The sequence below is a fragment of the Methylomonas sp. LWB genome, assembly GCF_001856095.1.
In the GTDB taxonomy this organism is placed as follows: domain Bacteria; phylum Pseudomonadota; class Gammaproteobacteria; order Methylococcales; family Methylomonadaceae; genus Methylomonas; species Methylomonas koyamae_A.
In genome coordinates this window covers 413,045-432,378 of the sequence record NZ_MKMC01000034.1, presented here as the reverse complement: position 1 = coordinate 432,378, position 19,334 = coordinate 413,045, and the positions used below count along the sequence as shown (strand labels likewise).

21 protein-coding genes are annotated in these 19,334 nt (G+C 55.2%); 14 read left to right on the top strand and 7 right to left on the bottom strand.

Annotation, left to right across the window (positions count from 1 at the left end; all coding sequences use genetic code 11):
- The 8 genes from BJL95_RS15740 to BJL95_RS15705 all read left to right on the top strand — a co-directional run.
- Positions 1-1,668 (top strand): methyl-accepting chemotaxis protein (locus BJL95_RS15740; RefSeq protein ID WP_139306284.1); only part of this gene is annotated, 1,668 nt, incomplete at its 5' end.
- Between the two features lie 41 nt (positions 1,669-1,709).
- Positions 1,710-2,240 carry a chemotaxis protein CheW gene (locus BJL95_RS15735; protein WP_139306283.1) on the top strand — a complete coding sequence of 177 codons (531 nt, stop codon included), beginning with the start codon at positions 1,710-1,712 and terminating at the stop codon, positions 2,238-2,240.
- Positions 2,241-2,249: 9 nt separating this feature from the next.
- The gene (locus tag BJL95_RS15730) at positions 2,250-3,089 is read left to right on the top strand and encodes a protein-glutamate O-methyltransferase CheR (protein ID WP_064031404.1); all 840 of its coding nucleotides are present in this window, start codon (positions 2,250-2,252) and stop codon (positions 3,087-3,089) included.
- An 82-nt stretch (positions 3,090-3,171) separates the two neighbouring features.
- Positions 3,172-4,257 carry a chemotaxis response regulator protein-glutamate methylesterase gene (locus BJL95_RS15725; RefSeq protein WP_071159238.1) on the top strand — a complete coding sequence of 362 codons (1,086 nt, stop codon included), beginning with the start codon at positions 3,172-3,174 and terminating at the stop codon, positions 4,255-4,257.
- A gap of 74 nt (positions 4,258-4,331) precedes the next feature.
- Entirely contained in the window at positions 4,332-4,772 is a 441-nt protein-coding gene (locus BJL95_RS15720) for a VOC family protein (RefSeq protein ID WP_071159236.1), read from the top strand.
- Between the two features lie 11 nt (positions 4,773-4,783).
- A complete protein-coding gene (gene hemW, locus BJL95_RS15715) occupies positions 4,784-5,917 on the top strand; it encodes a radical SAM family heme chaperone HemW (RefSeq protein ID WP_083386083.1) in 1,134 nt (377 codons plus the stop codon).
- A 43-nt stretch (positions 5,918-5,960) separates the two neighbouring features.
- Positions 5,961-6,599, top strand: a complete 639-nt coding sequence (gene pyrE, locus BJL95_RS15710; RefSeq protein ID WP_071159234.1) for an orotate phosphoribosyltransferase — start codon at positions 5,961-5,963, stop codon at positions 6,597-6,599.
- A 95-nt stretch (positions 6,600-6,694) separates the two neighbouring features.
- Positions 6,695-8,629: a dynamin family protein gene (locus BJL95_RS15705; RefSeq protein ID WP_071159232.1), complete on the top strand. Its 1,935-nt coding sequence runs from the start codon at positions 6,695-6,697 to the stop codon at positions 8,627-8,629.
- A 52-nt stretch (positions 8,630-8,681) separates the two neighbouring features.
- Here BJL95_RS15705 and ampD read toward each other — a convergent pair whose 3' ends face one another.
- The gene (gene ampD, locus BJL95_RS15700; RefSeq protein WP_083386075.1) at positions 8,682-9,263 is read right to left on the bottom strand and encodes a 1,6-anhydro-N-acetylmuramyl-L-alanine amidase AmpD; all 582 of its coding nucleotides are present in this window, start codon (positions 9,261-9,263) and stop codon (positions 8,682-8,684) included.
- Positions 9,264-9,331: 68 nt separating this feature from the next.
- Between ampD and nadC the strand changes: the two genes are divergently transcribed.
- Positions 9,332-10,165, top strand: coding sequence for a carboxylating nicotinate-nucleotide diphosphorylase (gene nadC, locus BJL95_RS15695; RefSeq protein ID WP_071159230.1), 834 nt, complete (start codon positions 9,332-9,334; stop codon positions 10,163-10,165).
- A gap of 12 nt (positions 10,166-10,177) precedes the next feature.
- Here the strand turns inward: nadC and BJL95_RS15690 are convergent, their stop codons facing one another.
- On the bottom strand, positions 10,178-10,690 hold the full coding sequence (locus BJL95_RS15690; RefSeq protein ID WP_064031398.1) for a hypothetical protein: 513 nt from the start codon (positions 10,688-10,690) through the stop codon (positions 10,178-10,180).
- Positions 10,691-10,942: 252 nt separating this feature from the next.
- Here BJL95_RS15690 and BJL95_RS15685 point away from each other — a divergent pair, with 252 nt between their 5' ends.
- Positions 10,943-11,545, top strand: coding sequence for a peroxiredoxin (locus BJL95_RS15685; RefSeq protein ID WP_064031397.1), 603 nt, complete (start codon positions 10,943-10,945; stop codon positions 11,543-11,545).
- A gap of 53 nt (positions 11,546-11,598) precedes the next feature.
- Here the strand turns inward: BJL95_RS15685 and BJL95_RS15680 are convergent, their stop codons facing one another.
- The 3 genes from BJL95_RS15680 to BJL95_RS15670 are packed head-to-tail and all read right to left on the bottom strand — an operon-like array spanning position 11,599 to position 13,971.
- Entirely contained in the window at positions 11,599-13,128 is a 1,530-nt protein-coding gene (locus BJL95_RS15680; RefSeq protein ID WP_071159228.1) for a YifB family Mg chelatase-like AAA ATPase, read from the bottom strand.
- Between the two features lie 4 nt (positions 13,129-13,132).
- Positions 13,133-13,384, bottom strand: a complete 252-nt coding sequence (locus BJL95_RS15675) for an accessory factor UbiK family protein (RefSeq protein WP_071159226.1) — start codon at positions 13,382-13,384, stop codon at positions 13,133-13,135.
- Positions 13,385-13,389: 5 nt separating this feature from the next.
- Positions 13,390-13,971: a MarR family winged helix-turn-helix transcriptional regulator gene (locus BJL95_RS15670; RefSeq protein WP_071159224.1), complete on the bottom strand. Its 582-nt coding sequence runs from the start codon at positions 13,969-13,971 to the stop codon at positions 13,390-13,392.
- A 147-nt stretch (positions 13,972-14,118) separates the two neighbouring features.
- Between BJL95_RS15670 and BJL95_RS15665 the strand changes: the two genes are divergently transcribed.
- Positions 14,119-15,348: an NADP-dependent isocitrate dehydrogenase gene (locus BJL95_RS15665; protein WP_064031393.1), complete on the top strand. Its 1,230-nt coding sequence runs from the start codon at positions 14,119-14,121 to the stop codon at positions 15,346-15,348.
- Positions 15,349-15,502: 154 nt separating this feature from the next.
- Here the strand turns inward: BJL95_RS15665 and BJL95_RS15660 are convergent, their stop codons facing one another.
- Together BJL95_RS15660 and BJL95_RS15655 are read right to left on the bottom strand one after the other, a co-directional pair.
- Complete coding sequence (locus tag BJL95_RS15660; RefSeq protein WP_071159222.1) at positions 15,503-15,931, bottom strand: winged helix-turn-helix domain-containing protein; 429 nt, start codon at positions 15,929-15,931, stop codon at positions 15,503-15,505.
- A gap of 20 nt (positions 15,932-15,951) precedes the next feature.
- On the bottom strand, positions 15,952-16,803 hold the full coding sequence (locus BJL95_RS15655; protein ID WP_254786817.1) for a YicC/YloC family endoribonuclease: 852 nt from the start codon (positions 16,801-16,803) through the stop codon (positions 15,952-15,954).
- Positions 16,804-16,857: 54 nt separating this feature from the next.
- Here BJL95_RS15655 and BJL95_RS15650 point away from each other — a divergent pair, with 54 nt between their 5' ends.
- The 3 genes from BJL95_RS15650 to BJL95_RS15640 all read left to right on the top strand — a co-directional run bounded on the left by BJL95_RS15650 (position 16,858) and on the right by BJL95_RS15640 (position 19,280).
- Complete coding sequence (locus BJL95_RS15650) at positions 16,858-17,760, top strand: serine/threonine-protein kinase (RefSeq protein WP_071159218.1); 903 nt, start codon at positions 16,858-16,860, stop codon at positions 17,758-17,760.
- A 473-nt stretch (positions 17,761-18,233) separates the two neighbouring features.
- Positions 18,234-18,590 carry a nuclear transport factor 2 family protein gene (locus BJL95_RS15645; protein WP_071159217.1) on the top strand — a complete coding sequence of 119 codons (357 nt, stop codon included), beginning with the start codon at positions 18,234-18,236 and terminating at the stop codon, positions 18,588-18,590.
- Between the two features lie 42 nt (positions 18,591-18,632).
- Complete coding sequence (locus BJL95_RS15640) at positions 18,633-19,280, top strand: glutathione S-transferase family protein (protein WP_071159215.1); 648 nt, start codon at positions 18,633-18,635, stop codon at positions 19,278-19,280.
- Positions 19,281-19,334 lie beyond the last annotated feature (54 nt).

Sequence of the window (19,334 nt, the reverse complement as noted above, 5' to 3'; positions counted from 1 at the left end):
GCCGAAGCGGCGAGCTTGGAAAAAGCCGCGATCGAAGGTCGGTTAGCGACGCGCGCGGATGCGAGCCAGTACCAAGGTGACTATCGGAAGATCGTACAGGGTGTAAACAATACGCTGGACGCGGTGATTGGGCCGTTGAACGTGGCGGCCGACTATGTAGACCGCATTGCAAAAGGCGCCATCCCGGCGAAAATCACCGACAGTTACAACGGCGACTTCAATGTGATCAAAAATAATTTGAACACGTGTATCGACGCGGTCAATGCGTTAGTGGCGGACGCGGTGATGTTGTCGCAAGCGGCGGTGGAAGGCAAACTGTCGACTCGCGCCGATGCGACCCTGCACCAAGGCGATTACCGCAAGATTGTCGAAGGTGTCAACGAAACCCTGGATGCGGTGATTGGGCCGTTGAACGTGGCGGCGGATTATGTGGACAACATATCCCGAGGCAACATTCCGGCTAAGATTACCGACAGTTACAACGGCGATTTCAATACGATTAAAAACAACCTGAATACCTGCATTGAAGCGGTTAACGCTTTGGTGTCCGATGCCAACATGTTGGCGAAGGCGGCCATGGAGGGGCAGTTGTCGACTCGGGCGGATGCGGGCAAACATCAGGGAGACTTCCGCAAAATCGTTGAAGGCGTAAACGAGACATTGGATCGAGTAATTTTGCCGGTCAACGAAGCGGTCGAAGTGCTGTCACTGGTTGAACAAGGCGATCTGACCCGTACCGTCAACGGCGACTACAAGGGGCAATTGGCCGACTTCAAGGATACTGTGAATAACACGATTGCCAAGTTGTCGCAAACAATCAGCGAAGTTGTCGATGCGACGAACCAGCTAAGCAATGCTTCCGAGCAAATTAGCTCGACATCGCAAGCGCTATCGCAATCCGCTAGCGAGCAGGCGGCTAGCGTCGAGGAAACCAGTGCCAGCATCGAGGAAATGGCGGCCAGTATCAATCAGAATGCTGAAAACGCCAAAGTCACCGACGGTATGGCCGGTAAGGCTTCGAAAGAAGCCATGGAGGGCGGTGAGGCGGTCAAGCATACTGTCGAAGCGATGAAAGAGATCGCCAATAAAATCGGCATCATTGACGATATTGCCTATCAGACTAATATGTTAGCGTTGAATGCCGCGATCGAAGCGGCCAGGGCCGGCGATCACGGCAAAGGCTTTGCGGTGGTGGCGGCCGAAGTGCGGAAGTTGGCGGAACGTAGCCAAGTCGCGGCACAGGAAATTGGCGAATTGGCTGAGAACAGCGTGAAAACCGCGGAAAGCGCCGGCAAGTTGTTGGACGAAATCGTGCCCAGCATCGCTAAGACTTCGGACCTGGTCCAAGAGATCGCGGCTGCCTCGCACGAGCAGTCCGCGGGTGTCGGCCAAATCAACAACGCCGTGAACCAAATGAACCAGATTACCCAACAGAACGCGGCGGCTAGCGAACAATTGGCGGCCACTTCCGAGGAAATGACTGGGCAGGCGGAGCAACTGCAGAGTTTGATGAGTTTCTTCAAAATTGGTCACCGAGAACAGGGTGGCAGTAGGCGCGCCGTGATCAAGACGCCGCGTAAGACTACGCCTACTCACAGCATGGTAACTTCGGAGCCCGTGGGAAATTACGAGCCTGAATTCGATTTGAACCAATTCGAGCGCTTCTAGGAGGGCATATGGGCACATTGGCAACAAGATCTTCGCAGTCTATGGACTTGGTCGTCGGGCAACAACTTGCGGCGGCCGGCCAATACCTGACCTTTGTATTAGGGGGTGAGGTTTACGCCTTGGGGATACTAAACATCAAGGAAATTATCGATTACGGAAACCTAACGGAAGTACCGATGATGCCCGTATTTGTTCGTGGCGTGATTAACTTGCGCGGCAGCGTGGTGCCCGTGATCGACTTGCTGGCGCGTTTCGGCAAAGGGGTTACCATGATCGCCAAGCGGACGGGGATTGTCATCGTGGAAACCTCGGTCGGAGACAACGACGACAATCGCCAATATTTAGGCATTATCGTCGATGCCGTGAACGAGGTCGTCGAGATTGCCGGGCATGAAATCGAGCCGCCGCCTAGCTTTGGCGCCGGTATTCGGCCGGACTTTATCAATGGGATGGCAAAACGGGACAATCGTTTCGTCATTTTGTTGAATGTCGACAAAGTGCTCTCGGTGGATGAAATGGCGGCGCTGGGACAAGCCGCCGATCATATCCCCGGAAATGCGTTTGCTGAATAATTCACGGTAATGAACAAACCGGCAAATCACTATGGCAATGCTCCGGTATTGCAGCACCACGAGTTTCTGTGGATTAAGGACTATTTGTATAAGAATGCCGGAATTGTCCTAAATGAATCCAAGCAAGTCATGGTGATGGGGCGATTGGAAAAGCGCCTGCGTTATTACGATTTGTCGAGCTATACCGAGTATTTCAAGCTTTTTACCAAGCCGGGCTTCGAAAACGAAAGAGTGATCGCCATCGATTTGTTGACGACCAACGAAACTTATTTTTTTCGCGAGCCCGCCCATTTCGATTTTTTCACCGGCAGCATTTTGCCGCAATACTCGTCATATCGAAGCTTTCGGGTTTGGAGCGCGGCGAGTTCCAGCGGTGAAGAAGCCTATACTTTAGCGATGTTGTTAGCGGAATACGGTCGCGGCATGCAGTGGGAAATTCTAGGGACCGATATTTCCACTCGCATCTTGGATAAAGCCAAGCGAGGCCTTTATCCTAGTCAGGCTTCCGAGAAAATCCCGCCTGACTTGTTGAAAAAATATTGCCTGAAAGGCACGGGTGAATACGACGGTTTTCTATTGATCGACCCGGCTCTACGGAGGAATGTCAAATTCGATTACGCCAATTTGATCGGTAACCTGCCGGATTTGGGTAGGTTCGAGGTGATATTTTTGCGGAACGTGATGATTTATTTCGATATTGAAACCAAACAACGCCTACTGGAGCGGATACTGAAATCGCTACAGCCGGGCGGCTATTTTTTCGTCAGTCATTCCGAGTCCTTAAACGGCTTGAATACCGAATTGCAACTGATTCGGCCATCTATTTACCGTAAACCCGAGAAATTCTAGGTCCCGGTTGTCACGGTCAAGGTTTCGAATGCGGCGTCGTTTGAGGCGGGGCCGCTGAGGTTAACACAAACAGGCGCGACAAATGACATCACCCAAAATCCGAGTGTTGATCGTCGATGATTCGGCGGTTGTCAGGCAAGTGCTGACCGCTTTTTTAGGGCATTGCCAAGAGATCGACGTGATCGGGGCGGCTTCCGACCCGATATTTGCTATGGCGAAAATGAATCAGGATTGGCCGGACGTGATAGTCCTGGACGTCGAGATGCCGAGAATGGACGGCATCACGTTTCTAAAGAAAATTATGTCGGTACGTCCCACGCCGGTTGTGATCTGCTCAACCTTGACCGAAAAAGGCGCGGAAACCACGATGCAGGCATTAGCGGCCGGCGCCGTGGGTATCGTTACCAAACCGAAAGCGGGACTAAAGAGTTTTCTCGAAGACGATAGCGGCGATATCGTTCACGCGATCAAAGCGGCGGCGTTGACCGATATGCGGCGGATGAAAGCCATGACGATGGCATCGCATGCCGCCGCGGTTAAAAGTCATCATCAACCCAGCCAGCCGACATCGGCGCCTTCCGCGCTGGCGGCGACCACCGACAGGCTAGTCGCTATAGGCACATCGACCGGCGGTACTCAGGCCTTGGAGGTGGTATTGACACATTTGCCGAGGGTTAGCCCCGGCATTGTGATTGTGCAGCACATGCCTGAGAAATTCACCGGCGCCTTCGCGGCCAGACTCAACGGCATTTGCCAAATCGAAGTCAAGGAGGCCGTCAGTGGCGATCGGGTGATTCCGGGCCGGGCGTTGATTGCGCCGGGCGGTAAGCATATGACAGTAATCCGTAGCGGCGCCCAGTACATTGCCGAGGTCCAGGACGGTCCGTTGGTGAACCGGCACCGCCCATCGGTCGACGTGTTGTTCCGGTCCGTGGCGAAATACGCCGGGAAAAACGCGTTAGGTATCATCATGACCGGGATGGGCGACGATGGTGCTCGCGGTTTGCGCGATATGTTGGCGGCTGGTGCCCGTACCGCCGGCCAGGACGAAAAGACTTGCGTTGTCTACGGCATGCCCAAGGAAGCGGTCAAACTCGGTGCGGTTCAGCAAGAGTTGCCGCTGGAGTCCATCGCTGGGCTGATTGAGCAATACGGAAAAGCCAATTAGCGATACCTCGTAAAATCTTCGTCGTAGACCGCTGGGTGTCGGCGATAATGGCGGTTTTGCGATGGAGATTAGCTATGCGCTATTTGCACACGATGGTCCGCGTAAACAACCTGGAAGAGTCGTTGGACTTTTACTGCGCCAAGCTTGGCTTGAGCGAAGTTAGGCGAATGGACAGCGAAGCCGGGCGGTTTACATTGGTGTATCTGGCTGCCCCGGCCGATCTGGCTAGTGCTAGCGCTCAAGACGCTCCCTTGTTGGAGCTGACGTACAATTGGGATGTCGAGGAGTATGCTGGAGGCCGTAATTTCGGCCATTTGGCCTTCGAGGTTGACGACATATACGAGGTCTGTCGGCGCTTGTTGGACCAAGGCCTGACGATCAACCGGCCGCCACGCGACGGTTGGATGGCGTTTATTCGCTCGCCCGATCAAATATCGATAGAATTGTTGCAAAAGGGCGGTGCCCTACCGCCGCAAGAGCCTTGGGTTTCGATGGCGAATGCCGGCGTCTGGTGAGGTCGAACCGTTTGCCGCCGCTTAGTCTGTATATTCACTTCCCCTGGTGTATCCGCAAATGCCCTTATTGCGACTTTAACTCGCATGCGGTGAAGGAATCGATTCCTGAAGCAGAGTATATCGAGGCGTTGTTGCGCGATTTGGCAAGGGATGTGGAATACTTTGGCCTGGATCGGGCGGTTGTCAGTATTTTTATGGGCGGAGGCACTCCCAGCTTGTTTTCGCCCCCGATGCTGGATCGTTTGCTGGCGGGGGTTCGCGGCCTAGTGTCGCTGGCCGTCGACTGCGAGATCACGCTGGAGGCCAACCCCGGTACCTTCGAAAGTGGCAAATTCCGCGAATTTCGAGCGCTGGGGATCAATCGCCTGTCGATAGGCATTCAAAGCTTTCAAGATCGGCATTTGCAAACCCTCGGCCGGGTTCACTCGGCGGCGGAAGCGATCACGGCGGTGGAAATCGCGGTGGCGGCCGGTTTCGAAAATTTCAATTTAGACTTGATGTTTGGCTTGCCGGGACAGAGCGAGGCCGAAGCCTTCGACGATGTAAGGTTGGCAACCGGTTTACGGCCCGCGCATATCTCGTTTTATCAGCTCACTTTAGAACCGAATACTTATTTCCATAAGTTTCCGCCCCGCTTGCTGGACGACGAGGTCATCTTTGCCGCGCAGAAGCGTAGTCAGGCTTGGCTGGCCGAACACGGTTACAGCCAATACGAGGTGTCCGCCTACGCCTCCACCGCCAATCAGTGTCGGCATAACCGCAACTATTGGCAGTTTGGAGACTATTTAGGAATAGGCGCCGGGGCTCACGGTAAGATCAGTCAGGCCTTACCGAGCAACATTGTCCGCACCGCGAAACCGCGAAATCCCGAGCAATACTTGCGCGAGCCTTGGACCGTCAGCCGATCCCGGATCGAGTTGAACCAACTACCGCTGGAGTTCGCGATGAATCGTTTGCGCTTGCGCGACGGCTTCCGTTTGAGCGAATTCGAGGTGGCTACCGGCTTGTCCGGCGAAGCGCTAGCCGCTCCGTTGCGGAATGGGCTGGCGGAAGGCTTGCTGGAGCTAGCGGACGGCTTTTACCGTTGTTCGGCGCGCGGTTGGGATTTTCTGGACGTGTTGTTAGAAAAGTTCGTGCCTGAATAGGGCGCGGGTATAATTCCAAGTTTTATGTCGCTAGTATAGGCCCATGCAAGACTATCAATACCAGTTTATCCGTTACGCCTTGGATTGCGGCGTTCTTAAATTCGGCGATTTTCAACTCAAATCCGGCCGGCGCAGCCCTTACTTTTTCAATACCGGATTATTCAATACCGGAGCGATGCTCGATCGGTTGGGCCAGTTTTACGCTCAGGCCATCATAGACGCGGGTGTTTCGGTCGATGTGCTTTACGGGCCGGCTTACAAGGGAATTCCGTTGGTGAGTGCGACGGCAATCGCCTACGCCAGAATGCAGAGCGACATCCCGTTTACGTTCAACCGCAAGGAGGCCAAGGATCACGGCGAAGGCGGATTGTTGGTCGGCGCTCCCCTGCAAGGCCGTGTCTGGATTCTGGACGATGTCATCACGGCAGGCACCTCGGTTAGGGAGTCGGTCGACATCATCCGCGCGGCGGGCGCTGAACCCGAGGGCGTGGTCATAGCGTTGGATCGTCAGGAAAAGGGCCAGAATCAGAGATCCGCGGTGCAAGAGGTGGAATCCCAGTTCGGTATTCAGGTGTTGCCCATTATTACATTGGCGGACATTGTCGTATTTATCGAGCGGGAAGCTGACTATGCCGATAAGTTGTCGGTGATCCGAGAATATCGCGAGCAATACGGGCTTTAGGCCGAAGTGCGGCCGGGCTCTCTCACGGAGAATGGTCTACACTTAGCCCTTACTATCAGCCCTCAAATCGAGTACCGTCAGCACAAAGGCAAGCCATGAGAAATCTGGAATTTAGGGAACAGTTGCATGAGTACGCGCATTGGCGCGAACAACTGATTCAGGCTATCGACATGTACCGGGACTGGCGTACGCGTTATCGCTTCAGCGATCCGCAAAGTACCGACACCTTGTTAAATATTCTGCAGGGCTTGCAAAACGATCGGGTGACATTGGCCTTCGTCGCGGAATTCTCGCGCGGTAAAACCGAGTTGATTAACGCGTTGTTTTTTGCCGAGACCGGCGTGCGTTTGTTGCCGTCCTCGCCGGGGCGGACCACGATGTCGCCGACCGAATTGTTTTGGGACGAGAAGGGCGGCAGCTATATCCGCTTGTTGAATATCGAAAGCCGTTTGGAAGACATCTCGCTGATGGATTACAAGCGTAATCCGGACCGTTGGACTCAGATCGACTTGAATTGTGATTCACCCACCCAGATGCAGGAGGCGTTCAAAGAGTTGATCGCTACCAAGCGGATTTCGCGGGAAATGGCTGACAAGCTGGGCTTATGGAACGAACGCGAAGCGGCGGAACAAGGCATCATTAATCCGGAAAGCGTCGAGGTGCCTTGCTGGCGCCACGCGCTGATCAGTTTTCCGCATCCTTTGTTGAAAGAAGGCTTGTGTATCCTCGATACGCCGGGCCTGAACGCGTTGGGTACCGAGCCGGAACTAACCTTGAGCATGTTGCCCAGCGCTCAGGCCATCGTGTTCGTGTTGGCGGCCGACACCGGCGTCACCAAGAGCGATCTGGAAATGTGGAAGAGCCATGTCTGCAGTTCCCGTGCGGGTTCGCGCCGGCAGGGCCTGGCGGTCGTCATGAACAAAATCGACTCGATGTGGGACGATTTGATCGGCGAAGTCGGCTACGACGCGGCGATACGCAAGCAGATCGAAACCTCCGCGTCCATTCTGAATCTGGATCGGAATGTCGTGTTTCCGGTATCCGCCAAGCAGGCTTTGCTGGCCAAGGTCAAGGGCGACGAAGCACTACTGCGCAAGAGTCGTTTGGATTTGCTGGAAAATTATTTGTCCGACGATATTCTGGATCAGCGCCGGGATATTTTGAAAGGCGTGGTCGAGAAGGAAATCGGATTTTTGGTTAGCGAATCGGCCAAGCTGATGGAAGCCAAAATCAGTAATGCCAGTAAGCAACTGGACGAGTTCAAGCAAATGGATTTCGAAAACCAGGAGATGACCGGCAAGCTAATGGCGGAAACTCGCGACCGGCAAAACGCCTACATGGCGAATGTCGAGAATTTCCAGGCCAGTCGCAAGGTGTTTGCGGTGCAGGCCAAGATGCTGATCGATTCGTTTTCCAGGGAAAGAATCGACGACATCATCAAGCGTACGCGTCACGATATGAGTAAAAGTCTGACGACCTACGGTATGAAGCAAAATATGCGCAAACTGTTCGACGAGTTGCGTGATTTGTTACAGGACTCGGTGGACATGACCGAGGAAACTCGGCGCTTGATTAAAGCCATACATAAGAAATTCCAGGACGAATACGGCTTCAAGGAAATCGAGCCGCAATTGTTCTCGATCAAGCAATATCAATTCGAGCTGGAGCAGATTTTCGAGGAAGGCGAAGCGTTCCGTACTAGCGCCCGAACCACGATGACCGAGCAAAGCATCGTGGTGAATAAGCTGTACAGTACCTTGATCGCCAAGGCGAGAAACATTTTGCAGCAAGCCCAAAAAGACGCGGTGACTTGGAGCAACAGCGTGTTGACGCCATTGATGCACCAAATCAAGGATCATAAAAAGCAGATAGAAAGCCGTTTGGTCATGCTGCGCAAGATCAACGAATCCAAAGGCAGCGTCGCCGAAAGCATCGCTCAGTTGGAGTCGGAGCTTGCTCCGCTGGAGCAACAGCAGAAGGAGTTGCTGACCATTATCAAGGCCATGCATTTGGACGTAAAGCCGGGTTGATGGGCTGCGCGATCTTGCAATCCCACCGGTGAATCGATCCGCAAATCCTTCGCTAATCCCCCGCTAACAACTGCCGCAAGCGTCGCCAATCGAAAAATGGCCCAGGGTCGGATTTGCGGTCCGGGGCAATGTCGCTATGGCCGGCGATACGTTCCGACGACAAGCTGGGGTAGCTGGCTAACAGTGCTTTAAGCGTCGCTGCCAAACTCAAGTATTGCTTGTCGGTGTAGGGATTATCCACGGTACCTTCCAGTTCTATGCCTATCGCGAAGTCGTTGCAGCGCTCGCGGTCTCGGTATCGCGAAACCCCAGCGTGCCAGGCGCGGCGGTTAAACGGGACGTACTGGGTGATGTCGCCTTCTCGGCCTATCAATAAATGCGCGGAAACCCGTAGCGTTTGAATTTCGGCGAAAAATGGGTGGTCGTCGGGATTCAATTGGTTGCAAAACAGCCGATCGATGTGCGGTCCGCCGAATTCGCCGGGCGGTAGACTGATGCAATGGATTACGACCAGTGAAATGTCGGTCGGGTTCGGGCGAGCGTCGTGATTCGGTGATGGAACTTGCCTGGCGCAAAGCAGCAAGTGATGGTTGATCGGTAGCGAGCTTTCATTGGCTGGCGGTTGAGTTATCATCGGGTAGTCCGGTCTCGACACATTGGCCGGGTATAATAACGGCTTTGTCTAAACGATTGGCGATTCTAATGACTACTGGGCCTTCCGACTCCGAAATTGCTACTTACCTCGCCGAAGATGTCGGTACGGGGGATTTGACCGCTGCGCTGATCCCGTCGGAAACTCAGGCGGTTGCCAGCGTTGTCGCGCGCGATGCCATGGTGCTGTGCGGTAGGGCTTGGTTCGATGCGGTGTTTCGCCAGTTGCGGCCGGATGTGATTGTGGATTGGCAATTCGGCGACGGCGACCGGGTGCCGGCCGGCGGCGAGCTGTGCCAGGTCCGCGGTCAGGCCAGAGCGTTGTTGACCGGCGAACGGACCGCGTTAAATTTGCTGCAGACGTTGTCGGCTACCGCGACGCTGGCGCGTCAATATGCCGACGCGGTGGAAGGTACTGGTTGCCGGGTGCTGGATACCCGCAAGACTTTACCCGGACTACGAGTGGCGCAGAAATACGCCGTGGCTTGCGGAGGTTGCGTTAACCATCGAATCGGATTATTCGATGCTGTCTTGATTAAAGAGAACCATATCTTGGCGGCCGGATCGATTCCGGCGGCTATAGCGGCTGCTAGGGTTTATGCCGGTGTGCCGGTCGAGGTTGAGGTCGAAAATTTGGCCGAATTCGAAGTGGCTTGGCAAGCCGGTCCGGATAGAATTATGTTGGATAATTTCTCGCTAGCCGATATGGCGGTTGCGGTCGCGAAGAACAAAGGACAGTTGGAATTGGAAGCGTCAGGTAATATCACGCTGGAAAATATTCGAGAGGTCGCCGAGACCGGCGTGGATTTTATTTCTATTGGTGCCTTGACCAAAAACATTAAGGCCGTCGATTTGTCGATGCGCATTCAGATGCGCATCGACTGAACCTAGGCCGTTTTAGCTGACCGCGTTTAGCATTTCGTTTTCGTACAAACGCAGTTTTTTCCAGTTCGCGAACTTGCTGTCATCGAAATAGGCATCGTGGTCGATGGCGTGTTCGTAACAGCTACGGAATAGTCTGGCGGTTCGAAATGCATGTAACTCGTCGTCGGCGGTTACCGTGTCGACGTTGCCGACTTGGAAGGTTTTGTTGCGGGATTTACTGTCTTTGACCCAGAACACGGTATAGCACAGATAGCTTTTGTCCTTGCGATGGTCGAACTTGATGGTTCTGGATACTCCGGTTACGCCGGTGGTGGTTTTGTTTTTCGGCGGCTTCAAGAATCGGGTCTTGCTGCCTTTTAATACCACTAACATTTGGTCGCGCCAAGTAATCGCGGCTTTCAGCGACTTGGTTTTGCTACCCCAAAGTTTATGCGAAAAATAACGGCTGCTCTCCTTGCCGCGCCGAACGATGCGAACTTGAAAACCGAATGCATCGGGTTCTGTGATGTGTTTTACTTTTGCCATACTTAATACCCCAACCAGAAAATTCACAAAAGGTCTGCAGGTGAATTTTAAAGTCAGACACACGCAGACTGTCTGTTAATTGTGTAAGCTTTTGCCTACAAGTTAGCGCGAATCGCATCATCTTGCAAGTAGAATTTGCCTGGATTATTGGGTGAATACCCAGTATTTTAGTGTAGAATAAGCTTCAGCCTTACCCCAAAGGCGTTTCCCCCCTGTTAACCTTTTGTTTTTAAAAAATTTTGGAGGAACTCAATGAGTGTTTTAGTTGGTAAGCAAGCCCCCGATTTTACGGTTCCTGCGGTTCTGGGCGATGGTCAGATCGTCGACTCCTATAGTTTTTCTGAAGCCACGAGCGGCAAATATGCTGTACTTTTCTTCTATCCGCTGGACTTTACCTTCGTCTGCCCTAGCGAGCTGATCGCTTTGGATCACCGTATCGACGAGTTCAAAAGCCGTGGTGTCGAAGTCGTTGGCGTGTCCATCGATTCGCACTTTACTCACAATGCATGGCGTAACACACCGGTCAACCAAGGCGGTATCGGTCCGGTTCGTTACACCCTGGCCGCCGACCTGACTCACAGTATCTGCAAAGATTACGATGTCGAATCCGCTGGCGGCGTAGCGTTTCGCGGTAGTTTCCTAATCGACAAAGCAGGTGTCGTGCGCCATCAAGTGGTTAACGATTTGCCGCTGGGTCGCAACTTCGACGAAATGTTGCGCATGGTCGATGCGTTGCAATTCCACGAAGAGCATGGTGAAGTTTGCCCCGCCGGTTGGAACAAAGGCGATTCCGGCATGAACGCCAATCCGCAAGGCGTGGCTGAGTATTTGAGCAAAAACGCCGACAAACTGTAAGCTTCGTCGGTCTAGGCTTGTAGGCGCGTTGCTGTCGAGGCAACGCGCCTTTTTTATGCGCCGGAGTTTGGCCCGCCTCGAGTTCTATCCAGCTTTCGATAGCCGATGGCTTCGCTTAGATGCGGAATTTCGATCGTATTGGAACCGGCCAGGTCGGCGATGGTGCGGGCCAGTTTCAGAATGCGATGGTACGCACGATGCGACAGTCCGAACTTTTCCATGGCTTGTTCGAGCAGCCGGTGGCCTGCGTCGGTCAGGGGGCAGTAGCGTTTGACTTCCGCCGCTGATAATGCCGAATTGGCCTTGCCGCAACGGCTATAGGCGATGCTTCGGGCCGCCGCCACGCGCCCGCGAATGATCTGGCTGCGTTCCTCGCCGGCCGATGCGCCCTCGCGCAACACCGAGATCGGTACCCTGGGGACTTCCAAGTGCATGTCGATTCGGTCCAGTAGCGGGCCCGATACTCTGGCCCGGTAGCGCGCGATTTGCTCAGAGGTGCAACGGCAACGCCCCGACGAATCGCCCAAGTAGCCGCAAGGACAAGGGTTCATTGCGGCGATCAACTGAAACCGTGCCGGAAAATCGGCTTGGCGATTCGCGCGGGAAATCGTGATATGACCGGTTTCCAACGGTTCACGTAAGACTTCCAGCACCTTGCGATCAAACTCCGGTAATTCGTCCAGGAACAAGGCGCCGTGATGGGCCAGGGAAATTTCGCCAGGCTTGGGGTTGCTGCCGCCGCCGACTAGCGCCGCGGCGGATGCGGTATGGTGCGGCGCTCGAAACGGCGGTTGCCGCCAGCGGCCGACATCCAGACCCTGGTCGCTGACCGAGGCGATCGCCGCCGTTTCCTGCGCTTGCTGTTCGCTGAGTTCCGGCAAAATCGTCGGCAAGCGTGCCGCCAACATCGACTTGCCGGTGCCGGGCGGGCCTAACATCAATAAATTGTGGGCGCCGGCGGCGGCTATTTCCAGCGCGCGTTTGACGTGGAATTGTCCGTGAACGTCGGCAAAATCGATGTCGAATGCGGCCGTGGGCAGCCCAAATGCGTATGACGCGGAGTCGATGGCTTGCCGGCCGGTCAGATGGGCGCAGATTTCCAGTAAAGTGCGGGCAGGCAGCAATGCCGCGTCTTGGATCAGACTGGCTTCGGCGGCGCAGGACACCGGCAAAATCAGTTGCCTGGCGGCGTTGCGGCAGTGAATCGCGACCGGTAGCGCGCCGGGTATCGGCCGCAACTCGCCGCCCAGTGCCAGTTCGCCGATACATTCGTATTGGTGAAGCGTGGTTTTCGGGATTTGGCCGGACGCCGCCAGAATGCCCAGCGCGATAGCCAGATCGAAACGGCCGCCTTCCTTGGGCAAATCGGCCGGCGCCAGATTGACGGTGATCCGCGCGATCGGAAACTCGAATTGCGAATTGACGATCGCACCCCTCACCCTATCCTTGCTTTCCTTGACGGCGGTTTCCGGCAAGCCGACGATGTTTAGGGCCGGCAAGCCGTTGGCGACATCGACTTCGACGGTGACCAGCGGGGCGTCTATGCCGGTGCGCCCCCGGCTGTACACCACTGCCAGCGACATCGGTTCAGTCTTTGGGAAGCCGCTGCTCCAACTCGGCAACGCGTTTTTCCAAGTCTTCAAGCTTGGCGCGGGTTTTGGCCAGTACGGCTTTTTGAACTTCGAATTCCTCGCGGCTGACCAAATCGAGCTTGGACAGGGCGCTTTGCAACAAGGCATGGATGTTTTTCTCCATGTCGTCCTTCAGATTATGCAGCCCAGGCGGGATAGCGCTAGAGATGCGGTCGGCAAGGTTATCGATGGTCTTGGTATCGAACATGGCGGTTACTCTTCGTGGTGTGGATCGGAAAATGGCTGGTGATCGCGGCAAATCTTTTCGGTATCGCCGCGCGCCAGCGGTTGTTCAGTGAGGCCGCAATGATAATGGTTGGCCTCGACGGCAAAATGTCGACAAGAGCGGCACAGCCCAAAACTTTTGGAATTATTGACTTTTTGCAACACGCTCAACGTGGCTCGCAAGGCCTGACCTATGGTGTCGAACTCGCGTTCGCTGAGTTGGGTTTCGGCGTGCTTAAACACATCCAGCGGTTTCAAGTCTTCCAGCAGAGCGTACCCGGTTTCGGTCAGCGTCAGGTGTACTACCCGACCGTCGACGGCATCGGTGGTTTTCTCCAAGTAATGCCGCCGCTCCAGAATCTGGATGGTCTGGGATACCGTACCCTTGGTCAAACCCAGATATTCCGCGACAGCCGCGTGGGTGTTGCTGTAATGATTGCATTTGGCCAAATAGTCCAGCACTTGGCCATGCACCGGCTGCAAGCCGATCGCCGCGTATTTTTTGCGCTCTTCCGAGCGCAATATGGCGCTGATACGCTCTATCAGCTTAAAAGTCTCTAATTCCTGCATTGTTTCGATTCTAACACAGGCACTCGCACGCGGTGTGGCTTGCGCGGATAGCCGGATCAGATTCCCTCGAGTTACCGAATTGTCCGCACCGGTTCTCGAGGCGGCGGGCTATACTGGCGGCTTCTACCCATCCGATCGGAGGCCGCCATGCAGAAAATTACCGTCAATCAGCCGGTCGTCGAAATCGACGGCGACGAAATGACTCGCATCATCTGGCATTTCATTAAGGACCAACTGGTACTGCCTTATCTGGATTTACCGATCGAATACTACGACCTGAGTATCACGCATCGCGATGCCACCGACGACCAAGTGACCATCGACGCCGCTCAGGCGGTCAAAAAATACGGTGTCGGTATCAAATGCGCGACGATCACACCCGACGAGGCCAGAGTCGAGGAATTCGGCTTGAAGAAAATGTACAAATCGCCTAACGGCACCATTCGCAATATTCTGGACGGCACCGTGTTCCGCGAGCCCATTATCTGTAAAAACGTGCCGAGATTGGTGCCGAACTGGACTCAGCCGATTTGCATCGGCCGGCACGCGTTCGGCGATCAATACCGCGCTACCGATTTCGTCACCAAGGGCAAAGGCAAGTTAAGAATCAGCTTTACGCCGGACGACGGCAGTCCGGAGCAGAGCTTCGAGGTCTACCACTTCGACGGCGATGGCGTGGCCTTGGCCATGTACAACACCGACGAATCGATTGCCGGATTCGCTCGCAGCTGTTTTAACGTGGCCTTGGATCGCGGCTGGCCGCTGTACCTGTCCACTAAAAACACGATATTGAAAAAATACGACGGTCGTTTCAAAGACATTTTCGAAGCCATTTATCAGTCTGAATACCGCGATTTGTTTCAGGCTAAGGGCATCGTGTACGAACACAAACTGATCGACGACATGGTCGCCTCGGCGCTGAAATGGAATGGCGCTTTCGTCTGGGCCTGCAAGAACTACGACGGCGACGTCCAGTCCGACACCGTCGCTCAAGGCTTCGGGTCGCTAGGTTTGATGACCTCGACGTTGGTCACGCCGGACGGCAAAATCATGGAGGCCGAGGCCGCCCACGGTACCGTCACCCGCCATTACCGCATGCATCAACAGGGCAAACCGACCTCGACCAACCCGATCGCCTCGATATTCGCCTGGACGCGCGGCCTGGCGTTTCGCGGCAAATTGGATGGTAATACCGAGCTCATTCATTTCTGCGACTTGCTGGAAAAAGTATGCGTCGATACCGTCGAAGCAGGCTATATGACCAAGGATTTGGCTTTGTGCATTCATGGTGAGAACTTGAACGAGGACCAGTATCAAACGACCGAAGCGTTTCTGGAGACCTTGCGGGGTCGGTTGGAGCGGCGTCTGGCCGGGTAAGTCCTCAAACCCATGACGCGCTGATTGGGTTTTTGTTGCGGTGGCCGAGGCGTTTCAGACTGAGGGCTGCGTCGCGCAGGCTAAAAGTTGCCGGAACCGACTCGGTCTTGCCCTCGGGCCGGGAAGATGCCTTAGCGATAATTCAGGTACCGGATTATTCAGTCTCGGCATCCGCCGGTAACGTTTCCGCCTGGCTGACGGAATCGGCGGGGGCCATCAGTCCGTCGAACAGCGGCAAGTAGGCTCTGGCAGCCGATTTAGCCGCTTGATCCATTTTTCGATAATTTGCCAACACTTCCAGGCCGAACGGCGTCAGTTTGGCGCCGCCGCCGTGCCGACCGCCCTTGGCGGCTTGAACCAGCGGTTTGATAAAGCTGCGATTCATCACGTCGACCAGCAGCCAGGCGCGCCGGTAGCTCATGTTCATCGATTTGCCGGCGGCGTTGATCGAACCGGTGGATTGGATAGCTTCAAGCAAATCGGCCTTGCCCGGACCCATCGCGATTTCGCCGCAGTGCATCAGGCGCAAGGTTAGTTTCAGGGTAGGATCGGCGCTGCCGGTTTTGGTGTCGTTAACACTCATGTGAATTCCGAATGGGCGGCTTATTCGACGTTTTGAATTTGTTCGCGCATTTGTTCGATCAGCACTTTCAAGTCTATAGAGATTTGGGTCATTTCCCGGTCGGCGGACTTGGACCCGAGCGTATTGGCCTCGCGGTTCATTTCCTGCATCAGGAAGTCCAGGCGGCGGCCGGCCGGCTCCGGCAATTTGAGGGTGCGTTGGACTTCGGCGACGTGGGTTTCCAAACGGTCCAATTCCTCGGCCACGTCCAATTTTTGCGCCAGCAGGACCAGTTCCTGTTCCAGACGGTCGAAGTTGGGCTCCGCGACCATTTCGACGACCCGGCTGGTCAGCTTGCCGCGCAAGTTATGCAGGACATCCGGCATGCGTTTGTGCGCGGCTTCGACCAGCAAGGAGATTTTTTGGCAACGGTCGTCGATCAACTGTGCCAGTTGCGTCCCCTCGCGAGCCCGGGTATCCAGCATTTTTTCCAGTGTGGCGTTGAGCAACCGCAGGATAAGCTCGCGCAAGGCTTCCTTGTCGATTTCGGTTTCCTGTTGCACGCCGGGAAAGCTTAAGACTTCCAGCGCCGAGAATGGCTGGGGATTGACCATGGCCGTTTCGATTTCGGCGGTTACGCTTAGCAACTTGCGCACGAATTCGTGGTTGACGTGCAAGCTTTGTTCGCCAATTTGTTTTTTGTAGCCGAGCGAGCATTCGATTTTGCCGCGTTTGAGTTTTTCCGAGATCAGGCGCCGAACCTCGGCTTCGGCGAAGCGCAAGCGTTCCGGCAATTTGACGCTGACGTCGCTATAGCGGTGATTGACCGAACGCAGCTCGCACAATAATGTCAGGTTGTCGGCGCTCAGCTCGCCGTCCGCGAAAGCGGTCATGCTTCTAATCATTTTTCACCTATAATCCAGAGCCTCAATCCGCGTTGCTTGCCCATGGCCGAATACTACGATCCCGAAACCTATCCTAAGCAGTGGAATTACCTGCAATCGGGCACCATTATAGATCAGTACATGATCGAGCGGGAATTGGCGCATGGCGGCTTCAGTTCGGTGTATCTGGCCAGGCAAATGGCCGATCAGGTACAAGTCGCGATTAAGGAATACCTGCCGCGCAAGCTGGCCCACCGCACCTGGAACAATGTGGTCGTGCCCAACAGCGACGAAGCCAAGGCGTTGTTCATGCGCGGCAGGGCCTTGTTTTTCGAGGAAGCCAAGGTGTTGGCGATGCTCAAGCACCACAACATCGTCGACGTCATCAACTTCTTTCAGGCCAACGATACCGTGTACATGGTGATGGCCTACGACTACGGCGTCACCCTCGATAAAATTCTCCATAAACGCATGCTGCCGATCACCGAGGAGTTCCTTTTGACGGTGTTTCGGCAATTGCTGACCGGTATCGAAGTCGTGCATCAAAAGGGCTTGGTGCATTTGGACATCAAGCCCGCCAACATCTTGATCCGTAGCGGCAACGATCCGCTGTTGCTGGATTTCGGCGCGATTCGCAAGATCTCGCTGTCGCCGCAACGCAGTCGAGCCAAGGTGCTGACCAACGGGTATTCGCCGATCGAACAATACGATAGCCAAGGCAATCTGGGACCTTGGTCCGACCTGTATGCGGTGGGCGCCAGTATGCGCGCCTGTTTGGATTGCCGGATTCCGATGTCGTCGCCCGACCGGGTCAAGCAAGACGATTTGCCGCCGGCCGTCAAGGCTTTCAAACGCCGTTACCCGGAATATCTGCTAAAGGCCATCGATTGGGCGATGGCGGTGTTTCCGGAACACCGTCCGCAAAGCGTCGCGCAAATGCAGGCGGCGCTGAGCCCGGCGGGTTAACGCGGCGTTCTCGGATCAAATTACCCGATGCCGTCCGAGCCGGGCCTATGACGGCCGGCGAGTTTTTCTGAGGATGGCGGCTTCAGTTGTCGTCGCGAGGGATCGTTGGTAATGGGACGTGTCGGGTGTTTGCTCGGCGATCTTGGGATGGTATTTCAGAGGGTATTACGTATGATAAGTCCCTCCTGCGGTAGTCCTACGCCGGCGGACGGACATTCGCTAGGCGCGGTATCGCCGGCTGGCCCGAGCTTCTAGCCACCTGAAATAATCGGTAGAATATGCGCGCTCGCCGCAGTTTGGCCCTCTGGCCGGCCTGCCGAGCAGAAGACGGTTTTCGCCCCGGAATACCATACAATCCCCGCAGTGTGGAAACGGTTTCGGACGGGATAGCTAGCGGCCATGCGGTAACGCTTGATAAACGCATCAGCGTCGCGGACTGATTCGACACGCACTTTCTCTTCAAGGGACGCCCAATGACCGAAGAATTTGCAGACCGCTTCGCCGCCGAATGGTTGCAAGCTTGGAACGACCGCGACCTGGAGCGTATCCTAGGCCATTATGCCGACTCAATCGAGTTTACCAGCCCGTTCGCGCAGGCTTTACTGGGCGAAGCGAGCGGCACGGTAGTCGGCAAACCGGCCTTGCGGGACTATTTCCGGATCGGCCTAGGCAAATATCCCGATTTGCAGTTCACGCTATTGCACGCATTGCCCGGCGTTGCTAGCCTGACCCTAGTTTACCGTAGCGTTAACGACTTGCTGGCCGCCGAAGTCATGGAAATCGATCAGGATGCCAAAATCACCCGCGTCAACGCGCATTATCGGCGTTAGCGCTCCGCGTTGATCCTTTTTGTTCGTCAGGAGCTAATCGACATGAGTCTGAGCTTAATCATCGGCAATAAGAAATATTCGTCCTGGTCGCTACGGCCCTGGCTATTTTTGAGACACCACGACATCGAATTTCAGGAAGTACGCATCCCGCTTTACCAGACGGGCTCGAAAGCCGAAATCCAGCGCTACTCGGCCGCCGGCAAGGTGCCGGTTTTATGGGACGGAGAACTGCCTATTTGGGATTCTCTGGCGATTTTGGAATATTTGGCCGAGCGATTTCCGCAAACCCAAGGCTGGCCGGAAGACTTCGCCGAACGAGCACTGGCGCGCGCGTTGGCGGCCGAGATGCACAGCGGTTTCATGGCGTTGCGCGAACATTGCGGGATGAACGTCAGCCGGACACCGGCCGCCAAAGCGCTGCCAGACGCCGCGAAGGCCGACGCGGCGCGGATCGACGCGATCTGGCGAGAATGCCGGCAACGCTACGCAGAGCGAGGACCTTGGCTGTTCGGCCGCTTCACAATCGCCGATGCGATGTTCGCGCCGGTCGCGTTGCGCTTTCAGGCTTACGCCCTCCCCCACGGACCGGAATCTCGGGACTACATCGAAACCGTGTTGGCGGAGCCCGCCATGCAAGAATGGCTGGCGGCCGGTCGCGCCGAAACCGAGGTGTTGCCGCAGTTCGAATAAGCCGCTTGTCTCGACGTCCAGACGAAAACAGCATAGGGCTGTGTAAACCGAAAG

Bases quoted from the DNA above. Each gene is read 5' to 3' on its own strand.
- BJL95_RS15670 (WP_071159224.1), bottom strand. From the start codon at position 13,971: ATGCAGGAATTAGAGACTTTTAAGCTGATAGAGCGTATCAGCGCCATA.
- BJL95_RS15650 (WP_071159218.1), top strand. From the start codon at position 16,858: ATGGCCGAATACTACGATCCCGAAACCTATCCTAAGCAGTGGAATTAC.
- BJL95_RS15665 (WP_064031393.1), top strand. From the start codon at position 14,119: ATGCAGAAAATTACCGTCAATCAGCCGGTCGTCGAAATCGACGGCGAC.
- BJL95_RS15730 (WP_064031404.1), top strand. From the start codon at position 2,250: ATGAACAAACCGGCAAATCACTATGGCAATGCTCCGGTATTGCAGCAC.
- nadC (WP_071159230.1), top strand. From the start codon at position 9,332: ATGACTACTGGGCCTTCCGACTCCGAAATTGCTACTTACCTCGCCGAA.
- BJL95_RS15735 (WP_139306283.1), top strand. From the start codon at position 1,710: ATGGACTTGGTCGTCGGGCAACAACTTGCGGCGGCCGGCCAATACCTG.
- BJL95_RS15655 (WP_254786817.1), bottom strand. From the start codon at position 16,803: ATGACCGCTTTCGCGGACGGCGAGCTGAGCGCCGACAACCTGACATTA.
- BJL95_RS15725 (WP_071159238.1), top strand. From the start codon at position 3,172: ATGACATCACCCAAAATCCGAGTGTTGATCGTCGATGATTCGGCGGTT.
- BJL95_RS15640 (WP_071159215.1), top strand. From the start codon at position 18,633: ATGAGTCTGAGCTTAATCATCGGCAATAAGAAATATTCGTCCTGGTCG.
- BJL95_RS15645 (WP_071159217.1), top strand. From the start codon at position 18,234: ATGACCGAAGAATTTGCAGACCGCTTCGCCGCCGAATGGTTGCAAGCT.
- BJL95_RS15660 (WP_071159222.1), bottom strand. From the start codon at position 15,931: ATGAGTGTTAACGACACCAAAACCGGCAGCGCCGATCCTACCCTGAAA.
- ampD (WP_083386075.1), bottom strand. From the start codon at position 9,263: ATGATAACTCAACCGCCAGCCAATGAAAGCTCGCTACCGATCAACCAT.
- pyrE (WP_071159234.1), top strand. From the start codon at position 5,961: ATGCAAGACTATCAATACCAGTTTATCCGTTACGCCTTGGATTGCGGC.
- BJL95_RS15720 (WP_071159236.1), top strand. From the start codon at position 4,332: ATGCGCTATTTGCACACGATGGTCCGCGTAAACAACCTGGAAGAGTCG.
- BJL95_RS15675 (WP_071159226.1), bottom strand. From the start codon at position 13,384: ATGTTCGATACCAAGACCATCGATAACCTTGCCGACCGCATCTCTAGC.
- BJL95_RS15705 (WP_071159232.1), top strand. From the start codon at position 6,695: ATGAGAAATCTGGAATTTAGGGAACAGTTGCATGAGTACGCGCATTGG.
- BJL95_RS15685 (WP_064031397.1), top strand. From the start codon at position 10,943: ATGAGTGTTTTAGTTGGTAAGCAAGCCCCCGATTTTACGGTTCCTGCG.
- BJL95_RS15680 (WP_071159228.1), bottom strand. From the start codon at position 13,128: ATGTCGCTGGCAGTGGTGTACAGCCGGGGGCGCACCGGCATAGACGCC.
- BJL95_RS15690 (WP_064031398.1), bottom strand. From the start codon at position 10,690: ATGGCAAAAGTAAAACACATCACAGAACCCGATGCATTCGGTTTTCAA.